Source organism: Sphingobium sp. B1D7B, assembly GCF_025961965.1.
Lineage (GTDB): Bacteria > Pseudomonadota > Alphaproteobacteria > Sphingomonadales > Sphingomonadaceae > Sphingobium.
This window is the reverse complement of the sequence record NZ_JAOQOR010000001.1, coordinates 3,010,772-3,036,649: the sequence shown is the minus strand read 5'-3', so window position 1 is coordinate 3,036,649 and position 25,878 is coordinate 3,010,772. Positions and strand designations below refer to the sequence as shown.

Genomic DNA, 25,878 nt, shown 5'->3' with positions numbered 1-25,878 from the left:
ATGGCGTCTGTTGCGCAGGGCTCGATCTGGGAGACAATCATGCGGTTTACCCCCGCCTCCATATTACTTGCGAGTGCGCTTGCCCTGTCGGCGAGCAGTGGATTTTCCCAGCAGAGCGCGACGCCCGCGCCCAGCCCGCGCGCAGCCGAATGGATGGCAAAAGGCAAGGCCGCCGCAGATGCTGGCGATCTCACCAAGGCCCGCGATGCCTACGAAACCGCGCTTCTTCTGGCGCCCGATCAGCCCGGCATCTTCATGTCGCTGGCCAAGATCGCCCGCGCCCAGAAGCTCCCCGGCAAGGCCATCCGCTATTATGGTCGCGCGCTAGATCTGGAGCCCGGCAATCAGGCGGCCCTGCAAGGCGAAGGGCTCGCGATGCTGGACAAGGGCGCGGTGGAAAGCGCTCGCGAGACGCTCGCCAAGCTGCGCCTGCTCTGCAAGACGCAATGTGCCAGTGCGGATCAGCTGGCCTCCGCGATCGCCACGACCAAGCCGCCGGTGACCACGGCTGAGGCGGTGACCAACGCACCGAAGGTCGAGCAGCAGTAAATTTCGCGCTGTGAACTTGCTCAGCGCCCCATCAGGCGCGCGAGCATCACGAAATCGTCCACGCTGAGTGTCTCGGCGCGGCGGCTGGGGTCGATCCCGGCTTCCGCCAAAGCATCGAGCGCGCCCGGCAGCCCCTTGAGGCTCTGCCGCAGCATCTTGCGCCGCTGACCAAAGGCGGCGGCCGTCAACCGGCTGAGCGTTGCGACCTCGACCCCGCCGGGCGCGTCGGCCGGGACGAGATGGACCACAGCGGACATGACCTTGGGCGGCGGCGTGAAGGCCGACCGATGGACTTTCATCGCGATGCGCGCACGGCTGCGCCACTGGGCCAGCACCGCCAGCCGCCCATAGGCATCGCTGCCGGGCTGCGCGACGATCCGCTCGGCCACCTCAGCCTGGAACATGAGCGAGGCGGAGAGCCACCAGGGCGGCCAAACGCCGCTCTCCAGCCAGCCGACGAGCAGGGCTGTGCCGATATTATAAGGCAGGTTCGCGACGATATGCGCCGGTCCGCCGCAGGCCTCCACGGGGTCGACCCGCAACGCATCATCCTCGATGACGCGCAACTGACCCGGAAAGGCCGCCGCGACTTCGGCCAACGCCGGAATGCAGCGGGCATCACGTTCGACGGCCGTGACCTGCGCGCCGGCGCGGAGCAGCGCACGGGTCAGCCCGCCCGGACCGGGGCCGACCTCGAACACGCGCGCGCCGGTCAGATCCCCCGGAATCGCGGCGATGCGATCCAGCAACTGCTCGTCCAGCAGGAAGTTCTGGCCCAGCGCCCTGCTGGCCCGCAGGCCATGCGTGGCAATGACCTCGCGCAACGGTGGAAGCGGGGTCATGAGGGCTGGCAGGGATCGACCCAGGCGCGGCGATTGAGCTCGGCCTGCTGCGCCATGCGAATGGCGGCGATCATCGCGCCAGGATGCGCCCGATCCTTGCCCGCCAGATCGAACGCCGTGCCATGGTCGGGCGATGTGCGCACGATCGGCAGGCCCAGCGTGATGTTGACGCCCTCATCGAAGTCCAGCGCCTTGATGGGGATCAGCGCCTGATCGTGATAGCAGCACAAGGCCGCATCGTAGAGCGCACGGGCGCGGGGCGTGAACAAGGCATCCGGCGAATGCGGCCCGGAAATGTCGAGCCCGTCTTCGCGCAATTGCTCGAGCACCGGCGCAATCAGCGTTGTTTCTTCCGTGCCGAGCATCCCGTTCTCACCCGCATGAGGATTGAGGCCGGCCATGGCGAGGCGCGGGTTCTCGATGCCGAACAGCCGCTTGAGGCCGCGCGCGGTGGCCAGTGCGCGGGAGCGGATCAGTGCGGCGGTGAGCGACTCCGGCACCTCTGTATAGGGAATATGGATGGTGAGCGGCACCACACGCAGCGACGGGCCGGCCAGCATCATCACCACATTGCCGCGCGAGACGCCGCAGCGCTCGGCCACGAACTCGGTCTGGCCGGGGTGCGTGAAGCCGACTTGCGACAGCTGGGATTTGGAAACGGGCGCGGTCACCAGGGCGCTGGCGCTTTCCGCCCGCACCAGCCCCGTCGCCGCTTCCAGCGCCTGGAAGGCGCAGCGCGCGCCATCGATCGAGGGCTGGCCGGGGATGATCTCACCGGCATCGGCGACCTGCAGGCAGGGCAGCGCCTTGCCGAACACCGCATCGGCCTCGATCGGGTCGCCGATCATCGCCACCGGCCCTTGCCAGACCGCAGCGATGGCGGCGCTATCACCGACCGCAAAGAAAGGAGGGAGATTGTGCGCGTCCCGCGCTTCCCAGGCTTTCGCGGTGACCTCCGGACCGATCCCTGCGGGATCGCCCAGCGATATCGCGATCGGCCGCGGCAGCGCGGACGCGGAATACATCGTGCGGAAGACGTCAGTTATAGTCGATCACCGCATCGCGACGGAGGTCGCGCAGATATGTGCGTGCACGCTTGTTCACGCGATCTTCCTCCATCTGCGCCATGATCGACTCCACCGACGGTGCGCTGGCGTCCGGCGGATCGTCCCGACCGCACAAAACGAGCGCGCGGACGCCTTCCGTTGCCGAGCCGAAGGGCGGCGTGGATTCGCCGACCTGCATCGAGAGCAGAATGGACTGGAGCTGCGGGGGCAGGTTGCGCGCCTGAATATCGTTTTCGATGACCGTCGCGCCGACGCCCTTGGCCATCGCCTCGACCGATCCGCAGCCCTGAAGCTTCTTGAGCGCTTCCCCGAAGGCGTTGGCGCGCCGCTGGGCCTCAGCAGCCGTTGTGCCGGCGGGGAAGTCGATGGCGACCTGCTTGAGGCTGAGCACGGCGTCGCGCGCGTCGGCCATCAGCACCTGGCGCTTGTCGATCAGATAGACGAGCGAAAATCCGCCCGGAATGGCAATCGGGCCGGCGATCTGGCCGACCTGGAGCTGCTGGGCGGCTTCGGCCAGCGGCTCGGGCAGCTGCGCGGCGCGCACCCAGCCCAGATCACCGCCGACTGCAGCGGTCGATGCTTCCGAATATTGCCGCGCATAGGCCTGGAACGAGCCGCCCTGGCGAATCTGCGCCATGATCTTCTGGGCGTTCTCGGCCACCTGCTGGCTGTTCGACGGGTTGGCGGAGAGATAGATCTCGCCGATGTGGAACTCTTCCTTGCCCTTGGCTGCCTGGAGACGCTCATAGGTCGAGCGGACCTCGTCCTCGGAGACGTTCACGAAAGGCTGGACCTGACGCCGCAGCAGGCGGCTCCACGCGACCTCGCCTTCGATCTGGCGCCGGATGCTGCGCGCGGATGAGCCCTGCGCGGCAAGATATTTTGCGAAATTGTCCGGCGTGTAGCGGAAGTTCGCGGCGACGCGGGCGAAGTTCTCGTCAAGCTCGGCGGCGGGGACGCGAATATCCTTGGCCGCTGCCTCCTGAATCTGCAGCGTCTCGTCGATGAGGTTGCGCAGCACCTGCAGACGCAGACGGTCCTTTTCCTCGGCACTGACATTGCCGCCATTGGCGAGGACCACCAGCGCGAGCCGCTGCTCCACATCCGTCTGGGTAATGACCTCGCCGTTCACCAGCGCCGTCGCGGTGCGGACATTGGGGTCGCGCTTGCCGAAGAGCACCACCGAGGCGGGAATATCGAGCGCGGACGCGGTCGCACCGGCGGCATCCTCAGCCTGGCCTTCCGGCGCTTGAGCAATTGCTGAGCACGCCAAAAGGCCCGTCGCGGCGCCTGCAAGAATCCGGGCGGTGAAACGGGAGGAAATCCTTTTCACGCTGTTCACGTCAGTCAAACTTGCTCTCCATTCAGAAGCAGGCGGCCTCAAGAGGCCGCGGACCTGCCCGGCGGATTAATGCGCGGCGGCTGAACCGGGCCTGAGCGAGGATGACGCCCGGCCTTCACACCCTTTGCGAAGCTGGAGTCTTTACAGGCCGAGATTCTTAAATACCAGCCGCAGTTGAAACGAATTGCCGCGACGGGCATCGCCGACCGTCTGGTAATCGCGCCGCCAGGTGAAGCCGAGTTCCAGGCAGTCATCCTCATAGGCGATGCCGAGGCGGTGACGCACCGGCTCGAAGCCGGACAGGGTGCTCGTCGGATCGTCCCGCTGGCCGGTCAGATCGATGTTCGTCGAGCCGAAGACCGACCAGAAGCGCGCAAAGGCGACGCGCGCTGCAAGGCGGATTTCCTCGACATCGCGCAGATCCTCGACGCCGGACGTAATGTTCCGGTCCAGCCGCAGATAGCCGACCTCGGCATAAGTGCGGCGCGTTCCGACCGTCGCCTCGATCTCGTTGCGTCGGACGGCGAAGCCATCCTTGTCGAGCCGGAAGCGGTGGGTGAAGGACAGGAAATCCTTGTAGCGGATTTCCGACCGACCAACGATGTCCGACAGCCGATCGGACAGGCCGGTGCCATTGGGCAGCAGGGACGGGCGGTCATCGATGCGGTAGCTCTGGCCGACGGTGGTATCGAACGAGAAATTCGGCACGTCGAAGCGGTAGTCGAACCCATAGGTGATGCGGGTCGAATCCTCGAAGCGATCATAGCCAGGAAAGCGATTGAGCGCGAAGAGGTTGGAATCCTCCAGGTCAATCGCGCGGGCATCTTCGTTGGGTACATTCAGGTTGGCGAGGCGCGGCGCGGCAACCAGCTGGATGCGTGGTGTCAGGCGCTGGGTGCCGCCAAAAGCCTGCCCGATGAATGGCCAGCGCACATCCAGCGCCAACGCGGCGATTCCTCGCGTCTGCCAGCCTTCCTCACCGCGATAGACCACCGTTGGCGAGAGATCATTCTGCGCGCTGTTGTAGACATCGCCCCGCGCATAGGCGGTCAGCGAGACTTCCTGCCCCATGCCGGTCAGGCGGCTCTGCTTCCAGGTGAAGCCGACGAACGCGCGCTGGGTATCCTGCCCGTCTGTGCGGAGGATCGACAGGCTGTTGGCCTGCAGTTCCACCCGTCCGCCGAACAGCGGATCGGTGGTGCGCAAACGGTAGTCGATTGCGGGAATGGCGATGGGGACCTGACCGGCGCGGTCCCCCGAGCGCAACGACTGGAAGGCCCAACCGGCAATCGAGAGATAACTGCGCGTGCCGATCCGCTCAAGATTGAGCGTGGAGCGCAGACGATCCTCGTGGCTCAGGTCATAGCGATTGAGGAAGGTACGGTCGGACGCGTAACGCAGCGATCCGGTCAACGACCAGAGCGGGTCGAACTGAAACTTGCCGCTGGCAGCGATGTAGCCGCGCAGACGCTCATCGCTGGTGACATCGGTTTCGCCCGTGACCGGCGTAACGGCGCTGACCGTGCCATAGCCGGTGATCTGATAGGCACCCTTAGACAGCAGGGCGCGATAGCTGGCGCCGAGCATCGGCAGCACCGCGCTGTAGACATAGGGCGTGAGCGTCAGATCGCGATTTGGCGCAAGCCGCCAGTAATAAGGCTGCACATATTGCACCCCGTTGCGCCGATCATAGCCGATATCCGGCACCAGCAAGCCGCTGCTGCCTTCATCGCCAATGCTGTGGCGCAGGCCCGGCAGGGGAAGCAGGGGCAGGCCGAACATGCTGACGCGCGCATTCTCATAGCGCACCCGCTGGCGAGCCTCGTCCAGAATGACGCGATCGGCCTGAATCTGCCAGGTTGGCTCCTTGGGGCAGCCCTTGACCGTCTCGACCTTGCAGGGCGTGAATGCCGCCTTGTCCAGCACGTAGATGTTGTCGGTGCGCTGGGCCTTCACCGCCGCCAGCCGATTCTCGCTGTTGGTGACGATCAGCAGATTTTCGATGACGCCGTCCCGCAGGCTTTCGGTGACGTCCATCTCGTCGGCATAAGCGCGGTCGCCACGCTCATTGACGAGCAGCACGTCGCCGCGCGCGATGACGGTGCCGGCCTTGCGATCCCACTCCACCTGATCGGCGGACAGATTGGCATCCTGCCGGGCGACGCGGACGTTGCCGGAGGCGCGCACGATATCGGCATTGCTGTCGTAATCGATCCGGTCGGCCTGGAAATTGATCTCGTTCTTGGAGACCGGCGCTGCCGGCATGGGGACGGCCTCGGCCTCTTCCTTGGCAGGGCGGTCCTGAAAATCCGGTTCGGCGCCGGCGGGAATATCCTGCGGCGCCACATTGTCGATGGTGAGCGGCGGTTCGCCCTGCGTCGGCGGCTCGGCCTGCGTCTGGGCGTAGGCCGGCGCGGCCATGACCATCGCCAGAATCAGAGCTGGCGCGCTGATGCACAGGTGCACGCGCATCATGGTCCGCTCGCGCGTGTCACGGCTCATCGTGGCAACCAATCGTCATTCTCCCAGCGCGGCTCGCGGTCTGCGCGCGCCGTGTGCAACGCTGCCCTATTGCACTGCAGCGCCCGCTCCGCAATTGCCTTCCCAAGCGTGAAATCGCGCTTAACGGTCCCTTTGCCGTGGCATACCCCCTGGCAAGGCGCTATTCCGCTTCCATATTCACACCAGGTCATCTGGCCACATAATTCCTTTCCAGGAGCTTGTATCCATGCACATCGCCATTTCCGCCAGTCGCCCTGCCGACATGGACTGCCTCGTTTTCCCGGTCGCAAAGGGCGCCGCCGTGTCGCCGGGCATCGAGGCGCAGGCTCTGGCGGCGCAGGCGGCGGCGGCATCGCGCTTTAGCGGCGAGGCAGGCGCCGTGGTGGAACTGTTCGTGGCCGAGGCGGGCAAGACTCTCCGCGTCCTGCTCGTCGGGACGGGCGAGGGCACGCCGGCCGATCTGGAGAAGGCAGGCGGCGCGGTGACGGCACGGCTGCAGACCTCCGGCGTCAAGCATGTCGCAATCGACGGCGCGGGGCTTACTGCCGACGCGCTTGCCCGGATCGCGCTGGGCGCGGAATTGCGCGCATGGCGCATCGACACCTATCGCACGAAGCTGGCGGAGAAGGCCAAGCCGACGCTCGAAACCGTAACGCTGGTTCATGAGTCCGGCGATCTGGCGGCGCTCGTAGATGATGCCAAAGCCGTCGCACAAGGTGTTGCATTCACGCGCGAACTGGTCGCCGAGCCAGGCAATATCATCTATCCCGAGAGCTTCGTAGAGCGCTGTCGGCATCTGGTCGATCTCGGCATTGAAATCAGCGTGCTGGATGAGACGGATATGGCCAATCTCGGCATGGGTGCTTTGCTCGGCGTTGCGCAGGGCTCGGTGCGCAAGCCGCGCATTCTTGCGATGCGTTGGGACGGCACCAATGGCGCGCAGGCCAAGCCGCTGGCGCTGGTCGGCAAGGGCGTCACCTTCGATACCGGCGGCATTTCGCTCAAGCCCGGTGCGGGCATGGAAGACATGAAGTGGGACATGGGCGGCGCGGGCGCCGTTGCCGGCGCGATGAAGGCGCTGGCCCTCCGCAAAGCGCCCACGCATGTCGTCGGCATCTGCGGGCTGGTCGAGAATATGCCGGACGGCGGCGCGCAGCGTCCCGGCGATATCGTCAAGACCATGTCCGGCCAGACCGTGGAAGTGCTGAACACGGACGCCGAGGGGCGTCTGGTGCTGTGCGATGCGATCTGGTGGACCCAGCAGACCTACAAGCCCGAGACGGTGATCGATCTTGCAACCCTCACCGGGGCGATGCTGATCTCGCTCGGCAGCGAGCATGGCGGCTTGTTCAGTAATGACGATGGTCTTGCCGAAGAGCTCCTCGCGGCCGGTCGCGAGAGCGGTGACAAATTGTGGCGCTTCCCGCTGTCGCCCGCTTATGACAAGCTGATCGACAGCCCCATTGCCGACATGAAGAACATCGGGCCGCGTTATGCCGGCTCGATCACTGCGGCGCAGTTCATCAAGCGCTATGTGCAGGATGGCGTCAAATGGGCGCATCTGGACATTGCCGGCATGGTCTGGGCCGACAAGCCCGGCGCGACATGGGAGAAGGGCGCTACCGGCTATGGCGTGCGCCTGCTCGATCAGTTGATCCGCGATCACTATCAGGCCGGTTGAGGTCTTGCGCATATTTCGGCCCGGCCTTCGCAGCCGGGCCCAATCGCGCTAGAGCCGCAACATGCAGGTGGATTTCTATCAGCTCAGCCGGGATCCCGTCGAGGCGACGGTACCCGCCATCGCGCGCAGGGTGCTTGATGGCGGCGGGCGGCTGCTGGTCGTTTCCGCCGAGCGAGACCAGCTCGACCGTATCTCCGAGGGTCTGTGGAGTGCAGGGCCGGAGAGCTATCTGGCCAACGATCATGCGGATGCACCCATGCCGCAGGTCCAGCCGATCCTCCTTGCGCCGAGTTGCGATGCAGCCAATGGCGCGCGCCATGTCGCGCTGGCCGATGGCTTGTGGCGGGATGAAGCGCTGGGCTTCGATCGGGTCTTCTACTTTTTCGACGATGCCACGGTGGGCGGGGCGCGGCTCGCCTGGAAGGCGCTGAGCCGATCGGACGACGTCACGACGCGCTTCTGGAAGCAGGATGGCGGGCGGTGGCGCCAAGGCCCTTGAGGCACCGCCGGCGCGCCGGATTCGCTCACCGCATATGACGCGGCTTCTTGGTGGTATCGGCGCGCGCTTCTGCGTGACGGCTCTTGAGGGACGTCGGTGCGCTGGCCTGAAGAAATTCACGGCCGCTCAGCCCGTCTCCGCCGCGTCGGTTGAGCGGCGGTTCGAGGGTTTCGATCAACAGCGCTTCCATGATTCTGAGCATATTGGCTTCGCTCCAGCACGCGCTTTGCGCGAAAGGCAGATGCTGACTGGCGTCTCGCAGGCCGAACCAGGAAAAGCGATTCCACCGGCCGGCAAGTCGGTCGGTCGTATGCGTCTTGAGTCGCGCATAGAGATCGTTGCTCGCACGCCCGACATAGACGGTCCGCGCGCCATCCTGCAGCAGATAAAGACCCACCTGACGGGCAAAGTTGAACAATGGCGCCCCTTTGGTGCGCCGGCCGAGGAGGAGGGGCGGTCCAGACCAGGGCACCAGTTCGCGTTTCCAGAACATGCCAAAGGCATTCAGGCTCTCGCCCGGTCCGAGGTCGGGCCAGCAAATGGCAGGATATTGGGAAGCCCGGTTGCAGGTTGAGCTTTTACGCGCAGCGGCTCGAGCCAGTGCCGGCTCCGCCGCCTCTGCTGGTAAGGTCAGGCAGGGCGTCGTCACCGTCGCCGCATCAGGAAAGGAGCGGTGCTGTCCCGGTGCGATGCTGTGAAAGCGCAGCGACCCGTCATCATGCCTGTCGATCCGATAAATGGATTCCTTCGGCTCCGCGCCCTGCATGTTCCCATTCCCCCTTTGCGCACCCAACCATGGCAAACCGTAACAATGTGAACTCAAAGCGCTTAATTGATCGTAACCCGTGGACGCCTGCTGCTCTTGATCGGCCGTCGCTTCGCGGGTAGAGCGCGCGCGACCTCAACTCTTTCGTTTTCTTTACCGGAGCATTTCTCATGGCGGCGACCCGCACCTTCTCGATCATCAAGCCCGATGCGACCCGTCGCAACCTGACCGGTGCTGTCACCAAGATGCTGGAGGAAGCCGGCCTGCGCGTCGTGGCATCCAAGCGCATCCACATGAGCCGTGAGCAGGCCGAGGGTTTCTACGCGGTCCATAAGGAGCGTCCGTTCTTCGGTGAGCTGGTCGAGTTCATGATTTCCGGCCCGGTCGTCGTGCAGGTTCTGGAAGGCGAGGACGCCGTGAAGCGGAATCGCGACATCATGGGCGCCACCAACCCCGCCAATGCCGAGCCCGGCACCATCCGCAAGGAGCTGGCCGAGTCGATCGAAGCCAACAGCGTTCACGGGTCGGACAGTGAAGAGAATGCCGCGATCGAGATCGCCTACTTCTTCAAGCCGGAAGAAATCGTCGGCTAATCGGATGGCCGTCTAACCGTCGGCCTTCTAAAAAAGGGCGCCAGACCATCGGGTCCGGCGCCTTTTTATTTGGTTTAACGCTGCCGGCCGGAGGCTGCTTCCGCCTTGAAATAATCGAGCAGGGTCTGGGCGGATTTGAACAGGTCGTGCCGCTCTTCCACGCGGCGCCGTGCCTCGGCGCCCAGCGCAGCCCGCTGCTCGGGCGTGGCGCGCATGATCCCGCGTAACGCCTCGGCAATGGCGTCCTCATCGCCAGGCGCGAAAATCCAGCCACAGCGCTCGTCTAGCAACTCGGGGATGCCCGCGATCGTCGTGCTCAGCACCGGTCGGCCGATGGCGAAGGCTTCCATGATCCCGATAGGCAGGCCCTCGGCATAGCTCGGCAGCAGCATGGCGCGACCGGCCAGCAATTGCTCTCGCACATAGGCACCGGTGCCCCAGCCGTGCAGGACGACATGATCCTCGACGCCATGTGCCCGGATCGCCTCCCGTAGCGCGTGCTCGTCGTCCCCGCCGCCGATCAGCTCGACCACAAGATCGGGAAATTCCCCAATCACAGCAGCGACGGCGGGTGGAATATGGATCTGGCCCTTGTTGGCGCACAGGCGGCCGATGCAGATCACCCGGCTGCTCTCGGGCGGGGCAGGCTGATAGGGGAAGTCGGAGAGGTTGATGCCGCAATGGACGATGCGGACCTTCTGGGCCGCCTCTGGGGCCTCCGCTACGATGCGATCGTGGCAGTAACGGGTGATGGCGACGATGAAAACCGCATCGCGTGCCTTCTCGCGGATGGAGAGGCGGGCCGGCTCGCCGGGCGCCAACTCATCGGGACCATGGACCGTGAAGCTGTAGGATGGCCCGCCTAGCCGCCGCGCCAGCATCGCCACGGTGGTCGCGTTGGTCGAGAAGTGGGTGTGGACGTGATCGACCCCTTGCGCATTGGCGCGGCGGGCGAAAGCCATGGCCTCCAGCAGATAGGCGACATGGGCGACAAGGTTTCGCCCCGCGTTGCGCCACACCCGCCACCAGAGCGGCAGCACCCGCAGCGTTCTGACCGGATGCAGCAGGCAGGTGAGCAGCACGTCCCACAGCAGCGCCGCCTTGCTGCCGGTGATGATATAGTGCGTGCGCGCCTGCTCGGCGATATCCTCAGGGTCGACCAGCTCGCCATCCCAGTGCCGCAGGGCAAAGCGCTCGACCGGCTGACCAAGCGCCTCGATCGCCCCGATCTCGCGACGGATGAACGTCGTGCTGATCAGCGGATACATGTTGAGAAGATAAGCAAGTTTCATGGCCGACCGCTCATGGGAGCGGAGAGGCGAGCCTGTCAACGCGGCTAACCCTTTTTGCGGCAGTGCGGGCCGGCAGGTCCGGCCGAGCAGGCCGGCGATCTGTGGAAAGTGGCTCCCCGAGTAGCAGCATCGGGTCCTGCTCTCGCTTTCCCACAGTTTCTCACAACTCTTGCCAAATCCATGTAATTGGGCAATTCCCTCTCTCCTGCTGTCTCGGGTTGTCCCGGTGCAGCACTGCCGATTTGGGGGCCTCGCTGGGGGCCAGTGGGGGCCTGTTTGCTGACAGTTTTGGCGTGCCGGAATGCCGTGCCGCGGGAGAAGCCATACAAGCTTTCGGACGCAAATGGGCTATATTTGCACGTCCTGCCGTCCGGTACGCGCAGCTGGCGTTGGAAGTACCGCATTGGCGGCGTCGAGAAGAAACTCTCGTTTGGCCAATTCCCCGAGGTGTCGCTGGCGAAGGCTCGCGAGCTGCGCGACGAAGCGCGCAGGACCTTGCGCGCCGGTGGGGATCCAGGCGCAAGGACGGCGCCGCCGGAAGCACTGCCGACCTTCGAGCAGGTTGCCCGGGATTGGCACAAGCATCAGTCTCTCGTCCGGGCGCCTCGTTATGCTGGCCAGATCCTCGACCGGCTCGAGACGGACGTCTTCCCATCGATCGGCGCCATGCCGCTGGCCGACATCACTGCAGCGACGGTTCTAAAAGTCATCCGGTCGATCGAAGCGCGCGATGCGCTGGTGATGGCCCAGCGCGTCCGGCAACATATCTCGTCGATCTTCGTCTTCGCGATTGGTGCCGGCTTGGCCGAGACGGATCCTGCAAATGTCATCCAGCCAGCGCTGAAGCCGCGCACGCGGGCGTTGCGGCCTGCCGTGCTCAGGATCGAGGACGCACGCGCCCTGATCAATGCGGTGGAGGCGACAACCGACGCTTATGTGGGGACCAAGCTCGCGTCGCGACTCCTGGCGCTGACAGCGGTGCGGCCCGGTGTGTTGCGGCTCGCCGAGCAGAGCGAATTCGAAGATCTCGACGGACCCGCGCCACTTTGGCGCATTCCGGCCGGGAAAATGAAGCTGTCCCGCGAGAGCAAGGCAGACGCGGCGTATCAGTTCGTGGTGCCGCTCGCGAGGCAGGCGGTGGATGTGGTCAAGGCGGCTGCTGTCGTCTCGGACGGCCGGCCCTATCTATTCCCGAACACCGTGAAGGCGACCAAGCCGATTTCAGACAGTACGCTGAGCAAAATCTATCGGGATGCAGGCTATCAGGGGCGACACGTCCCGCATGGATGGCGCGCGACCTTCTCAACGATCATGAACGAAATGGCCGCGCAGAACGACAACGTCCTCGACCGCGCGATCATCGACCTGATGCTGGCCCACATGCGTGGCGACGTCGAAGCCGCTTACAATCGGGCCGCCTATATGCCCCGTCGCCGCGAACTGGCGCAGATCTGGGCGGACATGCTCCTGAAGGACGCGCCGCCCGCAGGATCGCTACTGCCGCTCGACTGAATAAGCTCGCCGGAGCGCGGGCATGAGCGCCCGCGCAATCGGCGATCTCGCCGCTAGCATCGCCGGCGTTCGCCGCCTCGGCCGCCGCACGCTCCAGCCGGTGCGCCGCAACAGCCCCTATGCGGGCGAGTACGAGATCGAACGTTGGAAGCGGGAGAACATGTTCCCCCGGTCCGAGAACAATGCCCGCATGAAGCAGCTAGAGCAGCTGATGCGGTCGACCAAGCTGCCCGGCCGGCGACGCGGCATCGTCGGCGATATTGAGAAGGACGTTTATCGGTTCCTGCTTGCCCGCCGGAGCCACAAGAACGGGCGGCTCGACTATGCGATCAACACAATCGCAGCTCAGATCAAGCGCGCTCGATCGGCCGTCATCAATGCCCTGGCGCGGCTGAAGGAGCTGGGGTTCCTGGACTGGCGCCGGCGTACGGCCCCTGTCGAGGATCCCGAGCCGGGCGGGCAATATGTCCAGCAGATCTCCAACGCCTATTTCCTGACGCTGCCCCGCAAGGCGGCCGAGCTCGTGCGTCGTATCATGCGCCGGCCGACCGAGGAAGGCCGCCGCGCCGAGCAGCAGCGCCAGTTCCTTGACCAGTTCAACGCTATGACGCCTGACGAGCAGCTGGCCACGATCGCAGACGAAGGGCTTCGTTCGACGTTCCGCCGCATGCGTCGTCTTTTGGAGGGTGCGAGTCCTCCAGACGGTCAGAATCAGGCCGTGTAAGAACAAGGGATAAGGAATCGAGCTACGCTCGATGCTCCGACCCCGCTTCGCGGGGCCCCGATGAGGGGAATCCGACGCCAGATCCCGCCCATAGGCACAGTCAGCTCTCCGGCGCACCGGAGGGGCCGGGCAGGCTTTGGCCTGCCCGGGGGCTATCCAGGGGGATAGCGGGGCAAGAACTGTGCCAGGTCGGGGGCGGAGTGTGGGAAGGGAACGAGGCCGAAAATTCGAAAATTTCGATAAGTCATCATTCTAAGGCTCCAGCCCACGAAAATATTCTTGAAGCTCACCTCTCCATTGACGACTGCCGCCGACCAAATTGTACAACACCTCGCTTGGTGAGTGGGAGAGTGATAGGATACTGGATGTGTTGAACGTCGCATGTCCCTTCACCCGCTCAAATATTGCGAATTGACCCATGCCGGCCCGAAAAAAACCAAAGTCAGACACTAATAGGCCAGACCTCGGGTTTGACGAAAGCGTCACTCGTTTTATCGAGGCTGTTCAGGAAGATGCGCAAGGCAGCGCTGATTCGATAAGCCAGGACGATGAGGGGGTTCGCCGATATGTCGAGGAAAGAAAAGATAGTATCAAGCGAGGAGCAAGGAGGAGTAGAGCCAGATTCCGTCTTTGACTTTCTCTACCATGACAGCCGCCGTATCGCCTCGTTTCTATCTCAGTTCGACGACAACGGTCTGCTTACAGGCCTTACCCAAGGCGATACGGTCTCTAAGGGTGCCAAGCGGAGCAAGAGGGTCGGCTTGGGCGGTGACGTGGCTCTGCTTGGTGGGGGCAAACTTGAGTTTGAAGTTGGACCTGGTGAGGTCGGAACTCAGACACTTGAGCGGGTTTACGACCCCTTTTGGGCGAACGCGAGGTTCTTCCTCGATGTCCTCGTAGAGCGTAACATGATCCAGCGCGGACTTGCGACTGCCGAAATTGGCCAATTTGTGCTCGTCAAAGGATGGCTCACTGTTCTTGACCTGGCGATGTTCAAAGAGGCTTGGAAACTGCCTTCGCTTCAGAGAAAAATCAGGGAAGGGGCGGCGCCGAAGACGAAAGGCTCGATGACCGCGGCGCAGAGAGAGGCAGTAAAGGAACAAAAAGATAATGCGAACCTGATGCTCGAAATGATGCAAATCATGCCTCATTCCGTCCACGCCTCCCTACTAACATCTGGAGAGGATAGGACAGCGATGGTTTGGTGCACGTTGAAGGAAGATTACCTGGTAACTCCCGCTAGTGATTTGACGTTGGCACATGGGGATACGTTGCCCGGTGAATGGGCGATGGTTGGTGTCTTGAGCGCACGACCGGAGTACACGACAATAGATACTGACAATCTTCAGTTCGATGACGATTTGCCGGGCATGATGCAAAGCGTAGTCGGGAAGGCCTCCAAGACTATTGCGCCAATAGTTCGTCTGGCGCTCGGTCGTCCACGTGCAGCGCATGCCATTACACCGCTGTTGATTTTTCGCGAAGTAAGTTGATCGTCCACGAAAAGTCGCCTTCCAAGGTCATGCGTCTCGATGTTCCAAACGGTTCAGTCGGTTGCGCGGGTGGCGGGACCGCCAAGTTGGCCTGCTAGATGTTTGCGAGTTGCTACTCGTCGGCTCTCCGTGTTGCCTCCTGGGATCCCCGGTTGGCCTAAGCCCAGGCGACGAATTCTCAATTGGCAGTCAGAGCATCAACAGCTTTGCCCACCGGCAAAACAGATCGCGCCGGCGCGCCAGATGCTCGGCGCGGTTGTAGGCGGCCTCGACCTTGTTGGTTGGCACATGCGCGAGGGCCTGGTCGATGACGTCCTTTTCGGTGGGGCACTGCTCGTTGAGAATGGTCGAGAAGCTCGCGCGCCAACCGTGCGGGACATGCCGACCGGCATAGCCGGCTCGATTGTAGAGATCGCCGACCGCGCCGGCGCCGATCGGGAAGATCAGAGAATGGGTATCGTACCCGTTCTCGGCGGCAGAGCGCAGCAGCTCGGCCGCCGGCGGGCTTAGCGGAATCAGATGATCATTGGCCGCGTCCGCCTTGCGCACGCGGGTCAGCTTCATGTGCGCGGCCGGGATCCGCCAGAGCGGGGCAGGGCGGTCCAGATCCTCGATCTCGGACCAGCGCGCGAGGCGAAGCGCGCCGATGCGAACGGCTGTGAGGGCAAGGAACCGCGAGGCCAGCTTGACGCGGGGCGCCGCGTCCAGCGCGTCGACGGCGACCTGCAGCGCCTTCAGCTCCTCGATATCGACCAACGCCGGATGCCGCTGCACGCTCGGCGGCGGCGCCAGCTCCGCGCGCAGCGCTGCGGCCGGGTTCGTTGTGCAGAGCTCGCGGACAATCGCGTAGGAGAAGATCGCGTCCAGGCGTTGCCGGATCCGACGCGCGGTTTCGATCGCGCCGCGCGCCTCGATAGACTGCACGAGCTCGAGCAGCTGCACCGCCTCGATTCCGCCGACGAGGTTTCTCGCCAGAAGCGGAAAAACGTCGCGCTCCAGGCTCAAGATCACATCGCGGGCATGTTCCGCCGACCAGCGGCCGCGCCGGTCCTCGAACCATGCGCGGGCGACGGTCTCGAACTGGTCGGAATGCGCCGCGGCATCGCGATCGCGAGGATTAAGCCCGGCCGCGATCAGTGTTCGTGCGCGATCGGCGCGGTCGCGGGCCTCGACCAGCGACACGTCCGGCCAGCGCCCCAGCGAGAGCAGCTGCTCCTTCCCGCCGGCGCGGTACTTAAGCCGCCATGACTTCAGGCCACTCGGCGCCACAAACAGAAGTAGCCCGCGCTCATCGAACATTTTATAGGCGCGCGGCTGGATTCGCGCGGCCTTGACCGCAGCGTTGGTAAGCATAGATCCTCGGGTGGTTGGAGGGGTGAGAATGCTGGTTGATCAACTTCGCAAGGCAGCTCACGCGGCCGAGAGCTACTCAGACGGGCCGCAACGGATCAGTATTTTCTTTGAAGCAGACGGATTTTTGGTTCGCGGCCAAAATCTCGACAAGGATCTGCGCTACGAAGTCACAGTAACGTGGAAGCAGCTCGAGACCTCCTCAAACGCTATCCTGCTAGCAGTCGAAGAGGTCGCTCTCATCCTCGATACAAATTAGTCCGGGCGGATATTCCCTCCGCCCCGGCCGCTCATTTCGGCGCTTTGCGACGAGCCGATACCCCAATCGGTACCCCAACTATTGACCGACTCGGGGTCGAGATGTTCTCCATTCGTTCATGCCCTTGCACACCGGCCCTGATTGCATTTTCGAGGCAGCTGCGTTCCAGTACACCGTCACGATCCGTTGTCGGCATTGCGGTCATTTGAAGATCTACGATCCCCACGCTCTCTGGTGGCTGTTTCAGCGCAGGGGTTGGAACGATCATCTAAAGCAGCTCGGGCGACATTTTCGCTGCACCCAATGCCGCTCTAAGCAGATACAGGTCAGATTAACGCGCGAGGACCCGACTGGCGAACAGCCACCGCTTCCTCCGAAAAGCGAATGGCGACGCGCCGCAAATCGGTTCAGGGGGTAGGAGGGCACCATGTGCAATCTGTACAGCGTCAAAGTCGGGCTGAAGGACTATCTCGCGCGGTTTGACGCCCTGCCGGATCCTGCGGATCGCCTCGTTGTCGAGAAGGATTATGTGGCCCCGGGCAAGCCGGGTTACGTCGTGCGAGAGCAAGATGGCGAGCGCCTTCTATCGGTGATGAACTGGGGCTTCCCTTTCCAGGGAAAGCCGGTCACCAACGTGCGCAACTACACCTCACCATTCTGGAAGTCGGCGCTGGCCAATCCCGCGCGGCGCTGCCTTGTCCCGGTCAATGAATTCCAGGAGTGGAGCGTTCAGGCGGACCCGGAGACGGGCAAGAAGCGCCCCTATTGGTTCACGGTGCCCTCGCAACCCACATTTGCCTTTGCGGGCATCTGGCGGCCGACCGAAGCCGATCCGGTCTATTCCTTTCTCACCTGCGGCTATGAGGGCGACCCGGCGACGCATGTTGTGGGCACCATCCATCCGAAGGCCTGCCCTGTCATCCTCCACCCCGAGGACTATGACCGGTGGCTTCGCACCGATCTTGACGATGCACTCAGTCTCGCGGCCCCTTATCCGAGCCAGTTGATGTCGATCGGCCGTTATGCGCCGCCGGCGCCTTGAGCGGTTTGCCGTTCAGCTGCTCCGCCTGGTTCCAATCGATCGAGGCCTGCCGGGCCGCCACATAGGCGTTGACTGTCGCGGCATGGCGCAGGCGGCAGTCATGTGATTCCAGGATCGCGTTGATATCGCCCTGCGCCAGTTCACCGATGCTCTTGTCCGTCAGCTGCGCCGGCGCCGGGCAGGGGGCAGACAATGCCGCCGGCAGGGGTGGAGGCACAGGCGCCAACCGCTCCCCGGGCCCGATTGACTTCGCGGTACAGGCCGTCAGTGAGGCCAGCAGCAGGATCGGAAAGACGCGGCTCACGGATGATCTCCTTCGTGACGGTGGGCTGGATGATGGTTCTGGTCGCCTGCAGGGCGGAGCGTCCCTGCTCGTATCGCACGCTTGCGGCATTGATCAGCTCGCCGATCGCCTGCTCTGTTTCGCGCGCGCTGCGCGTCAGCATGAGGGCCGTGATCATGCGCTCGCGTTCGGCGTCGGTCTGGCCGCGGACATATCCGCGGTTATCGAGCCACCAGAGCGCGCCCAGGATCGCACTGACGCCCAGGACATGCGGCAGCGCGCGGATGAGGAAAGACATGGTCAAGCGCCTCCCAGCTCGGCTGGTACCGCACCGACCATGCAAAGCTCATACTCGCCGATGCGGCGGTCCTTGCCCTCGCGGCGATAGACCAAACCGGCGACGATCTTGCCGCCGGCATATTTGTAGAGCCGCATCGCCCGGCATGCTTCCACATAGCGCCCTTCGACAAACAGCCGCCGCACGCTCGAGCGCGCATAGGCCGAGATCCCTATGTTGGACGCGAATGTGGTGTGCGAAGCCCACTGCCAAGGCTCGCGATCGATCCCGGCCGCGCTGGCGCGCACCCCCTCACCAAAGTCCCGGTACTGGGCGAGGGTAATCTCGCGGCACTCGGCCTCGGTGTAGGGGCGCATGGGAACGTGCGTGGCGCCGCCGCAGACTGTCCAGACCCCGACGAGATCTTTATAGGGGTTGAGCTTCATGCCCTCCCAGCTGATCCCGAAGGGCACGGCGATCGCCAGCATGGCGCTGGCCACGCCAGTCGCGAGCATCTTTGCGTCTGCCATCTATCGTCCTTTCCTCAGCCAGGCATTGAGCCGCGCGATCGTGGCGCGGGCGCGGCCGAGCTGGCGCTGGGTGGTGTCCATCTCGTAGATCCGCAGCGCCATCCAGATGATCGAGAGACTGGTGGCGATGGCTGGCAGCATCTCGATAAGGCCTCCAAAGGCGGTGGCGATCGCGCCGGCGTCGAAGCTGCGCTTGATGAGGTCGTGGCGGTCGATCATGTTCATCGTGTCACCGCATCTTTTGCATCGCCATCGCAGCGATAGAGCGCGACGATATCCGCTTCATCGCCGGTGAACGGGCCGTTCGGGCAGGCGTAGCTCGTGCCGCTGTAGCGCTCGCTGTTGAACACCGCCCATTCATCCAGCGCCCCGCCGGTGAGCCCGTATTCGCCGTTGTGGTTGCGGAGCGAATAGCCCGAGGTGGCCGGCACGATCGTCTCGCCGAACGCGGCATAATTCTCGCGGGTGCCGGGAAGGCCATCGGTGACGTTGGTCACATAGAGCGCCAGCCCTCCCGGCCCGGCCTGGCAGGCGACATGGTAGCGCTTGCCGGGCGCCAGCACGGTGGTGCCGGTGAGACCGCTCCAGACCCGCAGCTTGCCGGCGCCATCGATGGCGACAAAGCGGGAGCCGTTGCTTCCGAACCCGCCGAACAGCACCTGGATCGCGCCCGGGAGCGGGTCCGGGCAGGTGAAGAAGCCCTCCACGGTAATCGGCGCGAAGACCGGGCTGTAACTGCCTCGCGCGGAGCCGCCGGTCATCTGCTGGCCGAACGCGGCACCGCCGGTGCTGGCGGCGTAGGTCGTGCTCGTCTCGGCCATGCTGAGCGGGCTGATCGGCGCGATGAAGCCGCTCGGCGGGGCATTGATCGCGCCACCCGGCGTCGGCGCCGCGATGGCGATGGGGAGGGTGCTGCCCTGCACGATGCGGCCGGTGGTGATGCCGTCTCCATCGGTCCGGTCATCGCGGATCGTGTCTGCCGCCGCATTGGCCGGGCCGCTCGGGAAGTAGACCCAGAGATCGAGCTCATGCCCGGGGCCGGGATCGTTGGCGAGCGTGATTGCGAGCGTCGTGGCGTTCACTGCGCTGACCGAGGCGACCGGGAAGCGGTTATCGGTCGCGTTGTTGGCCAGCGGGTTCACCCGGCCGCGTGGGAACACCCACAAGCGGTTCCCCGGCGTGCCGCTTAGCACGAGAGCGCTCTGGCCGACATTGCTCAGCGTAAGCGTGATCGTGGTGCCGGAGCGGGTGGCGGAGAGGGGCGCGGGGCCAAGGCCGGCACTGGCGCCATAAGAACTGCGCAGCGCGCGATAGAGATGCCGCGCCATGGTCAGCGAGCCGGCCTGCGTCTGGTGGATGCCGTCGCCGCTCATCAGCGTATCGTCCATGTGGACATAGGTGCCGCCATTGGCCGCGCACCAGTCCTGTGCGCCCTTGCGGATGCGGCTCACTTGCCACGGCGTGCCCCAGCTGCGCACCAGCCCCATGGAGGGGATGGTCCAGACGAGGCGGGCGAAGGACGGCAGGTTGTTAAGCGCGGTCAGCTGGCTGAAGAGGGTGCTCAGGGCCTGGCCATAAGCCTTGGGCGGGATGCCATAGAGGGCCTCGGTGTGGCCCTGGCCCCAGACAAAGGCCTCGAAGCCATTGCCGGCCCGGTTCATCACCTCGGTGAGCGCCGTCCAGTTGCTCTGCCCGCTATAGAAGCTGGCGATGGTGGTACCGCCGACGGCATGGCCGACAACGCCACAGTTGACGCCGGTCAGCGCAATCATGCGGTTGAGATATTCACCGACGCCGACGGAATTGGGGCCGGTGCTATTGCTCATGTCGCCCGGCGTCTGCCAGGGCATGGTGGCGGAGGCGGGATTGTAGGTGTTTCCGTCCACATATCGCGCCAGCACCGCGCTGTTGGCATCCGGCGCGATCCCAAGCGAAGCGAAGGTCGCCGTCGAATCGGTGGCCTGGCGCCCCAGCATCCGCACGGTGAGCGATTGACCCGCAAAGCCGGTCAACATGCCCATGCCGACCTTGACGGTGCCGAGCTGCCAGGCGCCATCCGCGCCCTTCAGATCGATGAAGAACCAGCCAAGCCGGGCGTCCACGCCGGTAACGTCGACATAGGTGGCGCCGTTTGCGATCGTGCCGGCGGTCCACGGCCCCTGCAGGATCGTGGTGCCATCCTCGGCGGAGCGGATACGCACCCCGACCGTGCCGGTGGTGACGGTGCCGGACAGCGGTACGCGGATCGTGCCGGTGCCCTTGCCCTGGCCACCGCCATTGGTTGTGGTGCGCTGGTAAATCCGCTTTTCGTCATAGGCAGGAAACTGCGAGAGTGTGAACCCGGCCGTATAGCTCGCGGCGGGCGCAACGGGCGTGCCGGTCGCAACATTCGACCACGTCGGCTGCTGCCCGACGCTGTTCACCGGCGCCGCGCGGAAATTATAGGCTTGCCCGTTCGTTAGTCCCGTGATGGTGGCTCCTGTGACGCCAGAAGTGCCATCCGCGAATGTCGTCCAGGTCGAAGAGGCGGCTAGCTTGTACTGGTAAACATAGTCCGTGATCGGCGAGCCGCCATTTGAAGGCGCGTCGAAGGAAAGAACGGCCAGCCCATTGCCCGGCACGACCGTGAGGCCCGAGATCGCCGCCGGCACCGTGGGGTTGACCGGCCCGACAGGGTCGCCGTCGTTGGAGCCGCTGCCGCCCGGTCCAGACGCCAACTGACGCGGTCCGACCAGCGCCCCGAGATCGTCGATCGTCAGCACATACGTCACTCCTGTTGCGCCGGAAATCAGGGCCCCGTCTCTGAGCCAGCGCCATCCGGCATGATCACCATTGAAGATTGTTCCGCCGGTGGCGGTCAGCACATCGCCGACGCGCGGCGGGGATCCAGCGCCGCTCACGGAGGGCGGACTTGTCCAGCTCGGCGCCGGCGTCGGGGTGGGCGGGATGAAGCTGGCGCCGACGTCGCCGATCGGCTCCAGGTCGACGACATTCGCCTGCCACTGGAAGCCGGCATTGGCACGCGCCCATATGGTCCCGATGTCGCCGATCAGCGGCCCGAAGTAGATCCTGTTCTGCCGTTGCGCATGCGGATCCGGATCGGTCACAAGCAGGATCGGATCGGTCGCGCCGACCGCCGCAAGGATCGGGTCGATGAGATTCTCGATTTCGTCGCGATACAGTGAGGCGAAGGACAGGCCTGTACTGCGCAGCTTCAGACCACGGCGACGAAGAAGAACCGCCCTGGTCGACCATTCGGCCTTGCCGTGATCGCGGATGCCGAACGCGGCGCCGAAGGAAAAATTGCGCTCGGGCTGCAGCCGCTGCCCGATCACCACGCGTGCAACCGTAACCGGCGTGTTGTTCGCCGGCGTCGTGATCGTGACGCGCCAGTAGCGAGCTGCGCTAGGTCCGGTCGCGGGCTTTTCCCAATAGGCGCGGCCACGTCCGCTCGGGAACATGACGCTGCCGGCGAGGAGGGGAACCGCCGGCCAAGCGTGGCTGGCGCCGGTAAACGCACCTTGTGCGTCGGTCGCGGCACTTACCTGCAGCAGCCAGCTGCTTGCCGCGCCGGAGAGGCCCAGCAGGGCAATAGTGTCAGCCGGTAGATCTTCCCGCAGGTCGACGATGAAGGACTGACTGGCGGCCCCGGCCGCCTGCCCCTTCCACACCATGCCGAGCCAGTCGTTGGCGATATTGGATGGCTGATACCCGGGTAGGCTGTTCGTCCCGCTCAGGACGGCGACCGGCAGCGGCCGCATGATCATTGCGTTGCTCATCGGTCGGTTCTCGCGATGTTTGCTTAGGGAGGCGGCAGGGCAGGTCGCTGCGATCCCGGCGTTGCGGATCGCTGCCGCCAGAGGTGCGTTTTCGGAGGCTTATTCGCTCGGCGGCCAACCGGCGAAAATGTCGATTGCCATCAAGGCTGTGAAACTCGCGCCGGGGTCACGCAGGGCAGCTTCCTTAGCTTGTCGGACGGCCATTTTGGCTTGGAAGCCCCTGTCCATTGCGTAGCCCATGTCTTCCAATTCTGTGAGACTGTGCGGCACTTGCGATCGGTCCCACATCGTCCAGTTGACGGAAGATGCCGGTTCGCCCCGCCTGATCGCGCCGTTCAGATATCGCAGGGTGCTGTCGACGCGAGACTGCGCCTGATCATCGCAGCAAATGCGGCCGAGCGGCGATGGACAGCCGGCCTCTACCTCCAGCGCAAATTGCCTCGACAGCTGCGCAAGCAAGGCATCGCGAACGTCCTCAGCCGTCCAGTTTGCGTTTTTGATCCAGGCAGACTGATCGACCGGAACCCCTCTCAATCCATCCGTGAACTGCTGGCTTTCAAAGTCGCCTGATATGCCGTGTCCCTTGCTCACGACACTGCCGGAAGCATCGGACCACACGAGCCAGAACTCTCGCTCCGGTGTCATCTTTTCACCTCTCCATAACGAAGATTGGATCCGCCCAGAACGGTGAGCGCGTTGACGAAGTCGCCGCCATTGTTCGTGTAGAGGAGCTGCCACGTGTGGGTGCCGGCAGCGAACCCGCCCAGGCTGATGCCCCAGCTGAACGGCATCCCAAATCCGGGGCCCGTTCCGCCAGCTCGCATCGGCACGACATATTGAAAGAGTGGGACATTATAGCCGAAATACGGGTCGAAGGTTTCTGCTGCGGTGCGCAGAACAACAGTGCCGTTTAGATCGTCATTGGTCTGAACGAACAACGTGACATCAAAGTCGAGGTCAGATGCGGATTCGATCTTCGTCTTGGTGAGCGTCATCAAGGTTTGCGTAGCAAAGCGAGCCACCGTCACGCCCGACACCATCTGGACCGAGCCTTTGTCGGTCACCGAATTCCCGGCAATTTTGATGGTGTTGACTTCGAGATTGCCGATTTTCGCGTTCACGACGACGGCGTTGCCGAGAAATGCGCTGTCAGCGACGACGTCGAGCGCTGAAATGGCGCCGAGGATCCGCTCCCAGTCGCCGCCCGTCCACCGGAACCATTGTTTCGACGTTGGGCGGTACCAGGTCTGTGAGACGAACTGGCCAGAGCCTGGATGGTCATCCTGCACGAAGCCGATCGCCGAAGCGCCGGCAGGTCCAGCGGCGCCGGGCGCCCCATTTTGGGCGAGAATGCGCGGCGTGCTCCAGTCAGAGGCCTCGACCGTATCGGTCGCGAGCTTCGAGCGTGCGGTCGCCGATATCATGTACAGCGGCTCGCCGCCTGGCGGCGGCTCTTGTGACCAGCCGTTATTATGACCTGTGAGAACACCGGTCGCGAACGTGTAGGTAGCGACCGTAGACGGGGGAGGAGGAGTGCTGGAGGCTCGCCTGAAGAGGAACACGACCGCTGTATTGTAACCGTCGACGCCCGGCGGCCCCTCTGGCCCGGGATCGCCCGGAAGGCCACGTACCGCACTCTCCAGAATCGCGACAGTCACGCTCGCAGCGTAGAACAGCGCATCGAGTTCCGGCCCGTTCACCGGGCTGTCGACGCCGGCATTATCCCAGTCGGGCGTGATTGCCTCGAGGAAGTCGAGCAATGCCTCCATGTCGGCCTGTGCGGTAGCGCGTTCGGATGCGGCCACGCCGAGGTCCGCAGCCTTGTCATAGGCGGCGGTGAACCGGGTGGTGAGCGAGTCATGCTCGCGCACGAGGCCTTGCTTGTCGGCGCCGGCGGTCAGCCATCCGTCCGAGGTGATGCGGCCGATACGCACGCTCGCTGCGTCCGCTGCTTCCTGGGCAGCAATCGCGGCGGCCAGTGCCGGGTCGTTCAGTGCCATTTCGCCGAGGGTGTGAACGCGATTGGTCACCGCGGCCTTCTGCGCCAGGCGCCAATAGGGCGTGCTGACCGACATCTGCTCCACCGTTGCGACCGGCGGCCAGCTGCTGCCATCGGAGGCGAGCGTGCCGATCGGCGTCCCGATCTGCACCGCCTTTACGCGCAGGCGGCCGAGCCAGTCGATTAGAGCCGTGGCGTTGACGCTCTGCGCGATGCTCAGGATGACATCGCGGGCGGTGGTCTGTGAGGTGAGGGCCAGAGACAGGTTGTAAGGGCAGGCGGAATCGAGGGCGTCGAGATCCGCAACCACGACGCGGTCCAGCTTCCCGAGGCGCTCAGCAATGCGATAGATGATCGACCCGGACCGGCGCACCCAGGCGCGCGCGCCGCCATTATCGCCCAGCGCATGGAAGGTGAGCAGGCCGGCCGGCGGTGCGCCGAGCCGGACCAGGCCGAGCGTCGCGCACGTGGCCCAGTCGCCATTGGCGATCGTCGCCGCCTTCAGTGCGGCAAAGCTGGCATAGTTGGCCGCCGGCGGTCCGAGACGGCTGAGCCGGTCGAACGCCATCTGGCCGCCCGCCATGCTGCCGCCGCTGAGCTGGTAGATATTGTCGACCGCGTCGATCAGGACGCCCTCGACGAAGCGCGGCGATCCGATCAGCCAGGGGATGACATTACCCTTGAGCTCGATGCTGCCCTGGACGCCGCCGGTGCCGGCGTAGGTATCGAGCAGGGGCTCATCCAGCCATGCGTCATCGCACCCGATCGACAAGGGCACGGCACCTTCGCCGCTGGGAGGCTGTTCGCGCACGCGGCCGTCAAAGATCAGCGTGTAACTGCTCCAGGACGCGCCGATCTCGCCCTGCCACAGGCGCACGCGCCCATCGTAGAGATCCAGCGCCGGCAGGCCCGGTAAAGCGGCAAGCTGAACGACGAGTTCGCCGGTTGGTGCGGTGAGCTTGCTACCGAATGATCCGTCGAAGATATCGTAGCGCAGCTTGGGGAGACGCGCGATCGCCGGCCGCCAGCTGGCACCATCCAGTTGGCAGACGCGTTCGTCGTCGACATTGGATAGCCGCAGAGTGGTTGGCGTCGCGCCCGACCAGGCATCGATCCTGCAGACAGTAGCCTTCATCCGAACAGCTCCACGGTGCTCATCTCTTCCTCGAGATCGATCTCGATGCGGCCGACCATCATCGTGGTGTCGACCAGCTGCTCGTCATCGGTAAGGCGGAAGCAGGGCACGCCGCCATCGAGGCTGACGTCCAGGACCGCGGCGATCTTGACGGCGAACCTCCGGCGCCCCTGCTGTCCGATCAGCGCGGCGCGGGCATTGACGATGGCCTCAGTGTCAGCGGCGCTGTCGCAATAGCCCTCGGCCGGCGCCTTCTGGCCGTCTCGAGCCGTGGGAAAACGGTCCAGCAGCGCGGTGTCGGACACGATGACGATCGCCGCCGCCCGTGATGAAGCGGCGACGTCTTCAGGAAGTGCTGCCAT

General features: G+C 64.4%; 23 protein-coding genes. 9 read left to right on the top strand and 14 right to left on the bottom strand.

The annotated features are described in order from the left end of the window. Positions 1–39: 39 nt before the first annotated feature. The gene (locus M2336_RS14215; protein WP_264573000.1) at positions 40–549 is read left to right on the top strand and encodes a tetratricopeptide repeat protein; all 510 of its coding nucleotides are present in this window, start codon (positions 40–42) and stop codon (positions 547–549) included. Positions 550–569: 20 nt separating this feature from the next. Here M2336_RS14215 and rsmA read toward each other — a convergent pair whose 3' ends face one another. The 4 genes from rsmA to M2336_RS14195 all read right to left on the bottom strand — a co-directional run bounded on the left by rsmA (position 570) and on the right by M2336_RS14195 (position 6,302). Further along, on the bottom strand, positions 570–1,391 hold the full coding sequence (gene rsmA / locus M2336_RS14210; RefSeq protein WP_264572999.1) for a 16S rRNA (adenine(1518)-N(6)/adenine(1519)-N(6))-dimethyltransferase RsmA: 822 nt from the start codon (positions 1,389–1,391) through the stop codon (positions 570–572). Beyond that, the gene (gene pdxA, locus M2336_RS14205) at positions 1,388–2,416 is read right to left on the bottom strand and encodes a 4-hydroxythreonine-4-phosphate dehydrogenase PdxA (RefSeq protein ID WP_264572998.1); all 1,029 of its coding nucleotides are present in this window, start codon (positions 2,414–2,416) and stop codon (positions 1,388–1,390) included. The genes rsmA and pdxA overlap by 4 nt, the downstream gene beginning before the upstream one ends. A 13-nt stretch (positions 2,417–2,429) precedes the next feature. Next, positions 2,430–3,800 carry a peptidylprolyl isomerase gene (locus M2336_RS14200; RefSeq protein WP_413715975.1) on the bottom strand — a complete coding sequence of 457 codons (1,371 nt, stop codon included), beginning with the start codon at positions 3,798–3,800 and terminating at the stop codon, positions 2,430–2,432. A gap of 141 nt (positions 3,801–3,941) precedes the next feature. Next, complete coding sequence (locus M2336_RS14195; RefSeq protein WP_264572996.1) at positions 3,942–6,302, bottom strand: LPS-assembly protein LptD; 2,361 nt, start codon at positions 6,300–6,302, stop codon at positions 3,942–3,944. Positions 6,303–6,528: 226 nt separating this feature from the next. On the opposite strand from M2336_RS14195, the gene M2336_RS14190 reads away from it, so the two are divergent. Beyond that, a complete protein-coding gene (locus tag M2336_RS14190; RefSeq protein WP_264572995.1) occupies positions 6,529–7,983 on the top strand; it encodes a leucyl aminopeptidase in 1,455 nt (484 codons plus the stop codon). A gap of 61 nt (positions 7,984–8,044) precedes the next feature. Then, positions 8,045–8,482: a DNA polymerase III subunit chi gene (locus M2336_RS14185; RefSeq protein ID WP_264572994.1), complete on the top strand. Its 438-nt coding sequence runs from the start codon at positions 8,045–8,047 to the stop codon at positions 8,480–8,482. A 25-nt stretch (positions 8,483–8,507) separates the two neighbouring features. Here M2336_RS14185 and M2336_RS14180 read toward each other — a convergent pair whose 3' ends face one another. Beyond that, a complete protein-coding gene (locus M2336_RS14180; protein WP_264593155.1) occupies positions 8,508–9,248 on the bottom strand; it encodes a hypothetical protein in 741 nt (246 codons plus the stop codon). Between the two features lie 170 nt (positions 9,249–9,418). Here M2336_RS14180 and ndk point away from each other — a divergent pair, with 170 nt between their 5' ends. Continuing rightward, a complete protein-coding gene (gene ndk, locus M2336_RS14175; protein WP_181559849.1) occupies positions 9,419–9,841 on the top strand; it encodes a nucleoside-diphosphate kinase in 423 nt (140 codons plus the stop codon). 74 nt (positions 9,842–9,915) lie between these two features. Here the strand turns inward: ndk and M2336_RS14170 are convergent, their stop codons facing one another. Continuing rightward, on the bottom strand, positions 9,916–11,133 hold the full coding sequence (locus M2336_RS14170; protein ID WP_264593154.1) for a glycosyltransferase family 4 protein: 1,218 nt from the start codon (positions 11,131–11,133) through the stop codon (positions 9,916–9,918). 186 nt (positions 11,134–11,319) lie between these two features. On the opposite strand from M2336_RS14170, the gene M2336_RS14165 reads away from it, so the two are divergent. The 3 genes from M2336_RS14165 to M2336_RS14155 all read left to right on the top strand — a co-directional run bounded on the left by M2336_RS14165 (position 11,320) and on the right by M2336_RS14155 (position 14,862). Further along, positions 11,320–12,645: a tyrosine-type recombinase/integrase gene (locus tag M2336_RS14165; protein ID WP_264593153.1), complete on the top strand. Its 1,326-nt coding sequence runs from the start codon at positions 11,320–11,322 to the stop codon at positions 12,643–12,645. Positions 12,646–12,667: 22 nt separating this feature from the next. Continuing rightward, complete coding sequence (locus M2336_RS14160) at positions 12,668–13,369, top strand: hypothetical protein (protein WP_264593152.1); 702 nt, start codon at positions 12,668–12,670, stop codon at positions 13,367–13,369. A 566-nt stretch (positions 13,370–13,935) separates the two neighbouring features. Further along, entirely contained in the window at positions 13,936–14,862 is a 927-nt protein-coding gene (locus M2336_RS14155; RefSeq protein WP_264593151.1) for a hypothetical protein, read from the top strand. Positions 14,863–15,051: 189 nt separating this feature from the next. Here the strand turns inward: M2336_RS14155 and M2336_RS18015 are convergent, their stop codons facing one another. Then, a complete protein-coding gene (locus M2336_RS18015; protein WP_319801644.1) occupies positions 15,052–16,215 on the bottom strand; it encodes a tyrosine-type recombinase/integrase in 1,164 nt (387 codons plus the stop codon). A gap of 28 nt (positions 16,216–16,243) precedes the next feature. Here M2336_RS18015 and M2336_RS14140 point away from each other — a divergent pair, with 28 nt between their 5' ends. Together M2336_RS14140 and M2336_RS14135 are read left to right on the top strand one after the other, a co-directional pair. Beyond that, positions 16,244–16,471 carry a hypothetical protein gene (locus M2336_RS14140; protein WP_264593150.1) on the top strand — a complete coding sequence of 76 codons (228 nt, stop codon included), beginning with the start codon at positions 16,244–16,246 and terminating at the stop codon, positions 16,469–16,471. Between the two features lie 427 nt (positions 16,472–16,898). After that, positions 16,899–17,513 (top strand): SOS response-associated peptidase, encoded by a 615-nt coding sequence (locus tag M2336_RS14135; protein ID WP_264593149.1) that lies wholly within the window; start codon positions 16,899–16,901, stop codon positions 17,511–17,513. 140 nt (positions 17,514–17,653) lie between these two features. On the opposite strand, the gene M2336_RS14130 is transcribed toward M2336_RS14135, so the two are convergent. The 7 genes from M2336_RS14130 to M2336_RS14100 all read right to left on the bottom strand — a co-directional run bounded on the left by M2336_RS14130 (position 17,654) and on the right by M2336_RS14100 (position 25,878). After that, positions 17,654–18,094 carry a hypothetical protein gene (locus M2336_RS14130; RefSeq protein WP_264593148.1) on the bottom strand — a complete coding sequence of 147 codons (441 nt, stop codon included), beginning with the start codon at positions 18,092–18,094 and terminating at the stop codon, positions 17,654–17,656. Positions 18,095–18,096: 2 nt separating this feature from the next. Further along, positions 18,097–18,603, bottom strand: coding sequence for a glycoside hydrolase family protein (locus tag M2336_RS14125; RefSeq protein WP_264593147.1), 507 nt, complete (start codon positions 18,601–18,603; stop codon positions 18,097–18,099). Then, positions 18,604–18,828, bottom strand: coding sequence for a hypothetical protein (locus tag M2336_RS14120; protein ID WP_264593146.1), 225 nt, complete (start codon positions 18,826–18,828; stop codon positions 18,604–18,606). Beyond that, complete coding sequence (locus M2336_RS14115) at positions 18,825–22,370, bottom strand: fibronectin type III domain-containing protein (protein WP_264593145.1); 3,546 nt, start codon at positions 22,368–22,370, stop codon at positions 18,825–18,827. Before M2336_RS14115 ends, M2336_RS14120 begins: the two co-directional genes overlap by 4 nt. A gap of 111 nt (positions 22,371–22,481) precedes the next feature. Continuing rightward, on the bottom strand, positions 22,482–23,027 hold the full coding sequence (locus M2336_RS14110) for a hypothetical protein (RefSeq protein WP_264593144.1): 546 nt from the start codon (positions 23,025–23,027) through the stop codon (positions 22,482–22,484). Next, on the bottom strand, positions 23,024–25,516 hold the full coding sequence (locus M2336_RS14105; protein ID WP_264593143.1) for a hypothetical protein: 2,493 nt from the start codon (positions 25,514–25,516) through the stop codon (positions 23,024–23,026). The genes M2336_RS14110 and M2336_RS14105 overlap by 4 nt, the downstream gene beginning before the upstream one ends. Further along, positions 25,513–25,878, bottom strand: coding sequence for a hypothetical protein (locus M2336_RS14100; protein ID WP_264593142.1), 366 nt, complete (start codon positions 25,876–25,878; stop codon positions 25,513–25,515). The genes M2336_RS14105 and M2336_RS14100 overlap by 4 nt, the downstream gene beginning before the upstream one ends.

Excerpts from the sequence above, each read along its gene's own strand:
- M2336_RS14215 (WP_264573000.1), top strand. The coding sequence starts at position 40 with ATGCGGTTTACCCCCGCCTCCATATTACTTGCGAGTGCGCTTGCCCTG.
- rsmA (WP_264572999.1), bottom strand. The coding sequence starts at position 1,391 with ATGACCCCGCTTCCACCGTTGCGCGAGGTCATTGCCACGCATGGCCTG.
- pdxA (WP_264572998.1), bottom strand. The coding sequence starts at position 2,416 with ATGTATTCCGCGTCCGCGCTGCCGCGGCCGATCGCGATATCGCTGGGC.
- M2336_RS14195 (WP_264572996.1), bottom strand. The coding sequence starts at position 6,302 with ATGAGCCGTGACACGCGCGAGCGGACCATGATGCGCGTGCACCTGTGC.
- M2336_RS14190 (WP_264572995.1), top strand. The coding sequence starts at position 6,529 with ATGCACATCGCCATTTCCGCCAGTCGCCCTGCCGACATGGACTGCCTC.
- M2336_RS14185 (WP_264572994.1), top strand. The coding sequence starts at position 8,045 with ATGCAGGTGGATTTCTATCAGCTCAGCCGGGATCCCGTCGAGGCGACG.
- M2336_RS14180 (WP_264593155.1), bottom strand. The coding sequence starts at position 9,248 with ATGCAGGGCGCGGAGCCGAAGGAATCCATTTATCGGATCGACAGGCAT.
- ndk (WP_181559849.1), top strand. The coding sequence starts at position 9,419 with ATGGCGGCGACCCGCACCTTCTCGATCATCAAGCCCGATGCGACCCGT.
- M2336_RS14170 (WP_264593154.1), bottom strand. The coding sequence starts at position 11,133 with ATGAAACTTGCTTATCTTCTCAACATGTATCCGCTGATCAGCACGACG.
- M2336_RS14160 (WP_264593152.1), top strand. The coding sequence starts at position 12,668 with ATGAGCGCCCGCGCAATCGGCGATCTCGCCGCTAGCATCGCCGGCGTT.
- M2336_RS14155 (WP_264593151.1), top strand. The coding sequence starts at position 13,936 with ATGTCGAGGAAAGAAAAGATAGTATCAAGCGAGGAGCAAGGAGGAGTA.
- M2336_RS18015 (WP_319801644.1), bottom strand. The coding sequence starts at position 16,215 with ATGCTTACCAACGCTGCGGTCAAGGCCGCGCGAATCCAGCCGCGCGCC.
- M2336_RS14140 (WP_264593150.1), top strand. The coding sequence starts at position 16,244 with ATGCTGGTTGATCAACTTCGCAAGGCAGCTCACGCGGCCGAGAGCTAC.
- M2336_RS14135 (WP_264593149.1), top strand. The coding sequence starts at position 16,899 with ATGTGCAATCTGTACAGCGTCAAAGTCGGGCTGAAGGACTATCTCGCG.
- M2336_RS14130 (WP_264593148.1), bottom strand. The coding sequence starts at position 18,094 with ATGTCTTTCCTCATCCGCGCGCTGCCGCATGTCCTGGGCGTCAGTGCG.
- M2336_RS14125 (WP_264593147.1), bottom strand. The coding sequence starts at position 18,603 with ATGGCAGACGCAAAGATGCTCGCGACTGGCGTGGCCAGCGCCATGCTG.
- M2336_RS14120 (WP_264593146.1), bottom strand. The coding sequence starts at position 18,828 with ATGAACATGATCGACCGCCACGACCTCATCAAGCGCAGCTTCGACGCC.
- M2336_RS14115 (WP_264593145.1), bottom strand. The coding sequence starts at position 22,370 with ATGATCATGCGGCCGCTGCCGGTCGCCGTCCTGAGCGGGACGAACAGC.
- M2336_RS14110 (WP_264593144.1), bottom strand. The coding sequence starts at position 23,027 with ATGACACCGGAGCGAGAGTTCTGGCTCGTGTGGTCCGATGCTTCCGGC.
- M2336_RS14105 (WP_264593143.1), bottom strand. The coding sequence starts at position 25,516 with ATGAAGGCTACTGTCTGCAGGATCGATGCCTGGTCGGGCGCGACGCCA.
- M2336_RS14100 (WP_264593142.1), bottom strand. The coding sequence starts at position 25,878 with ATGGCAGCACTTCCTGAAGACGTCGCCGCTTCATCACGGGCGGCGGCG.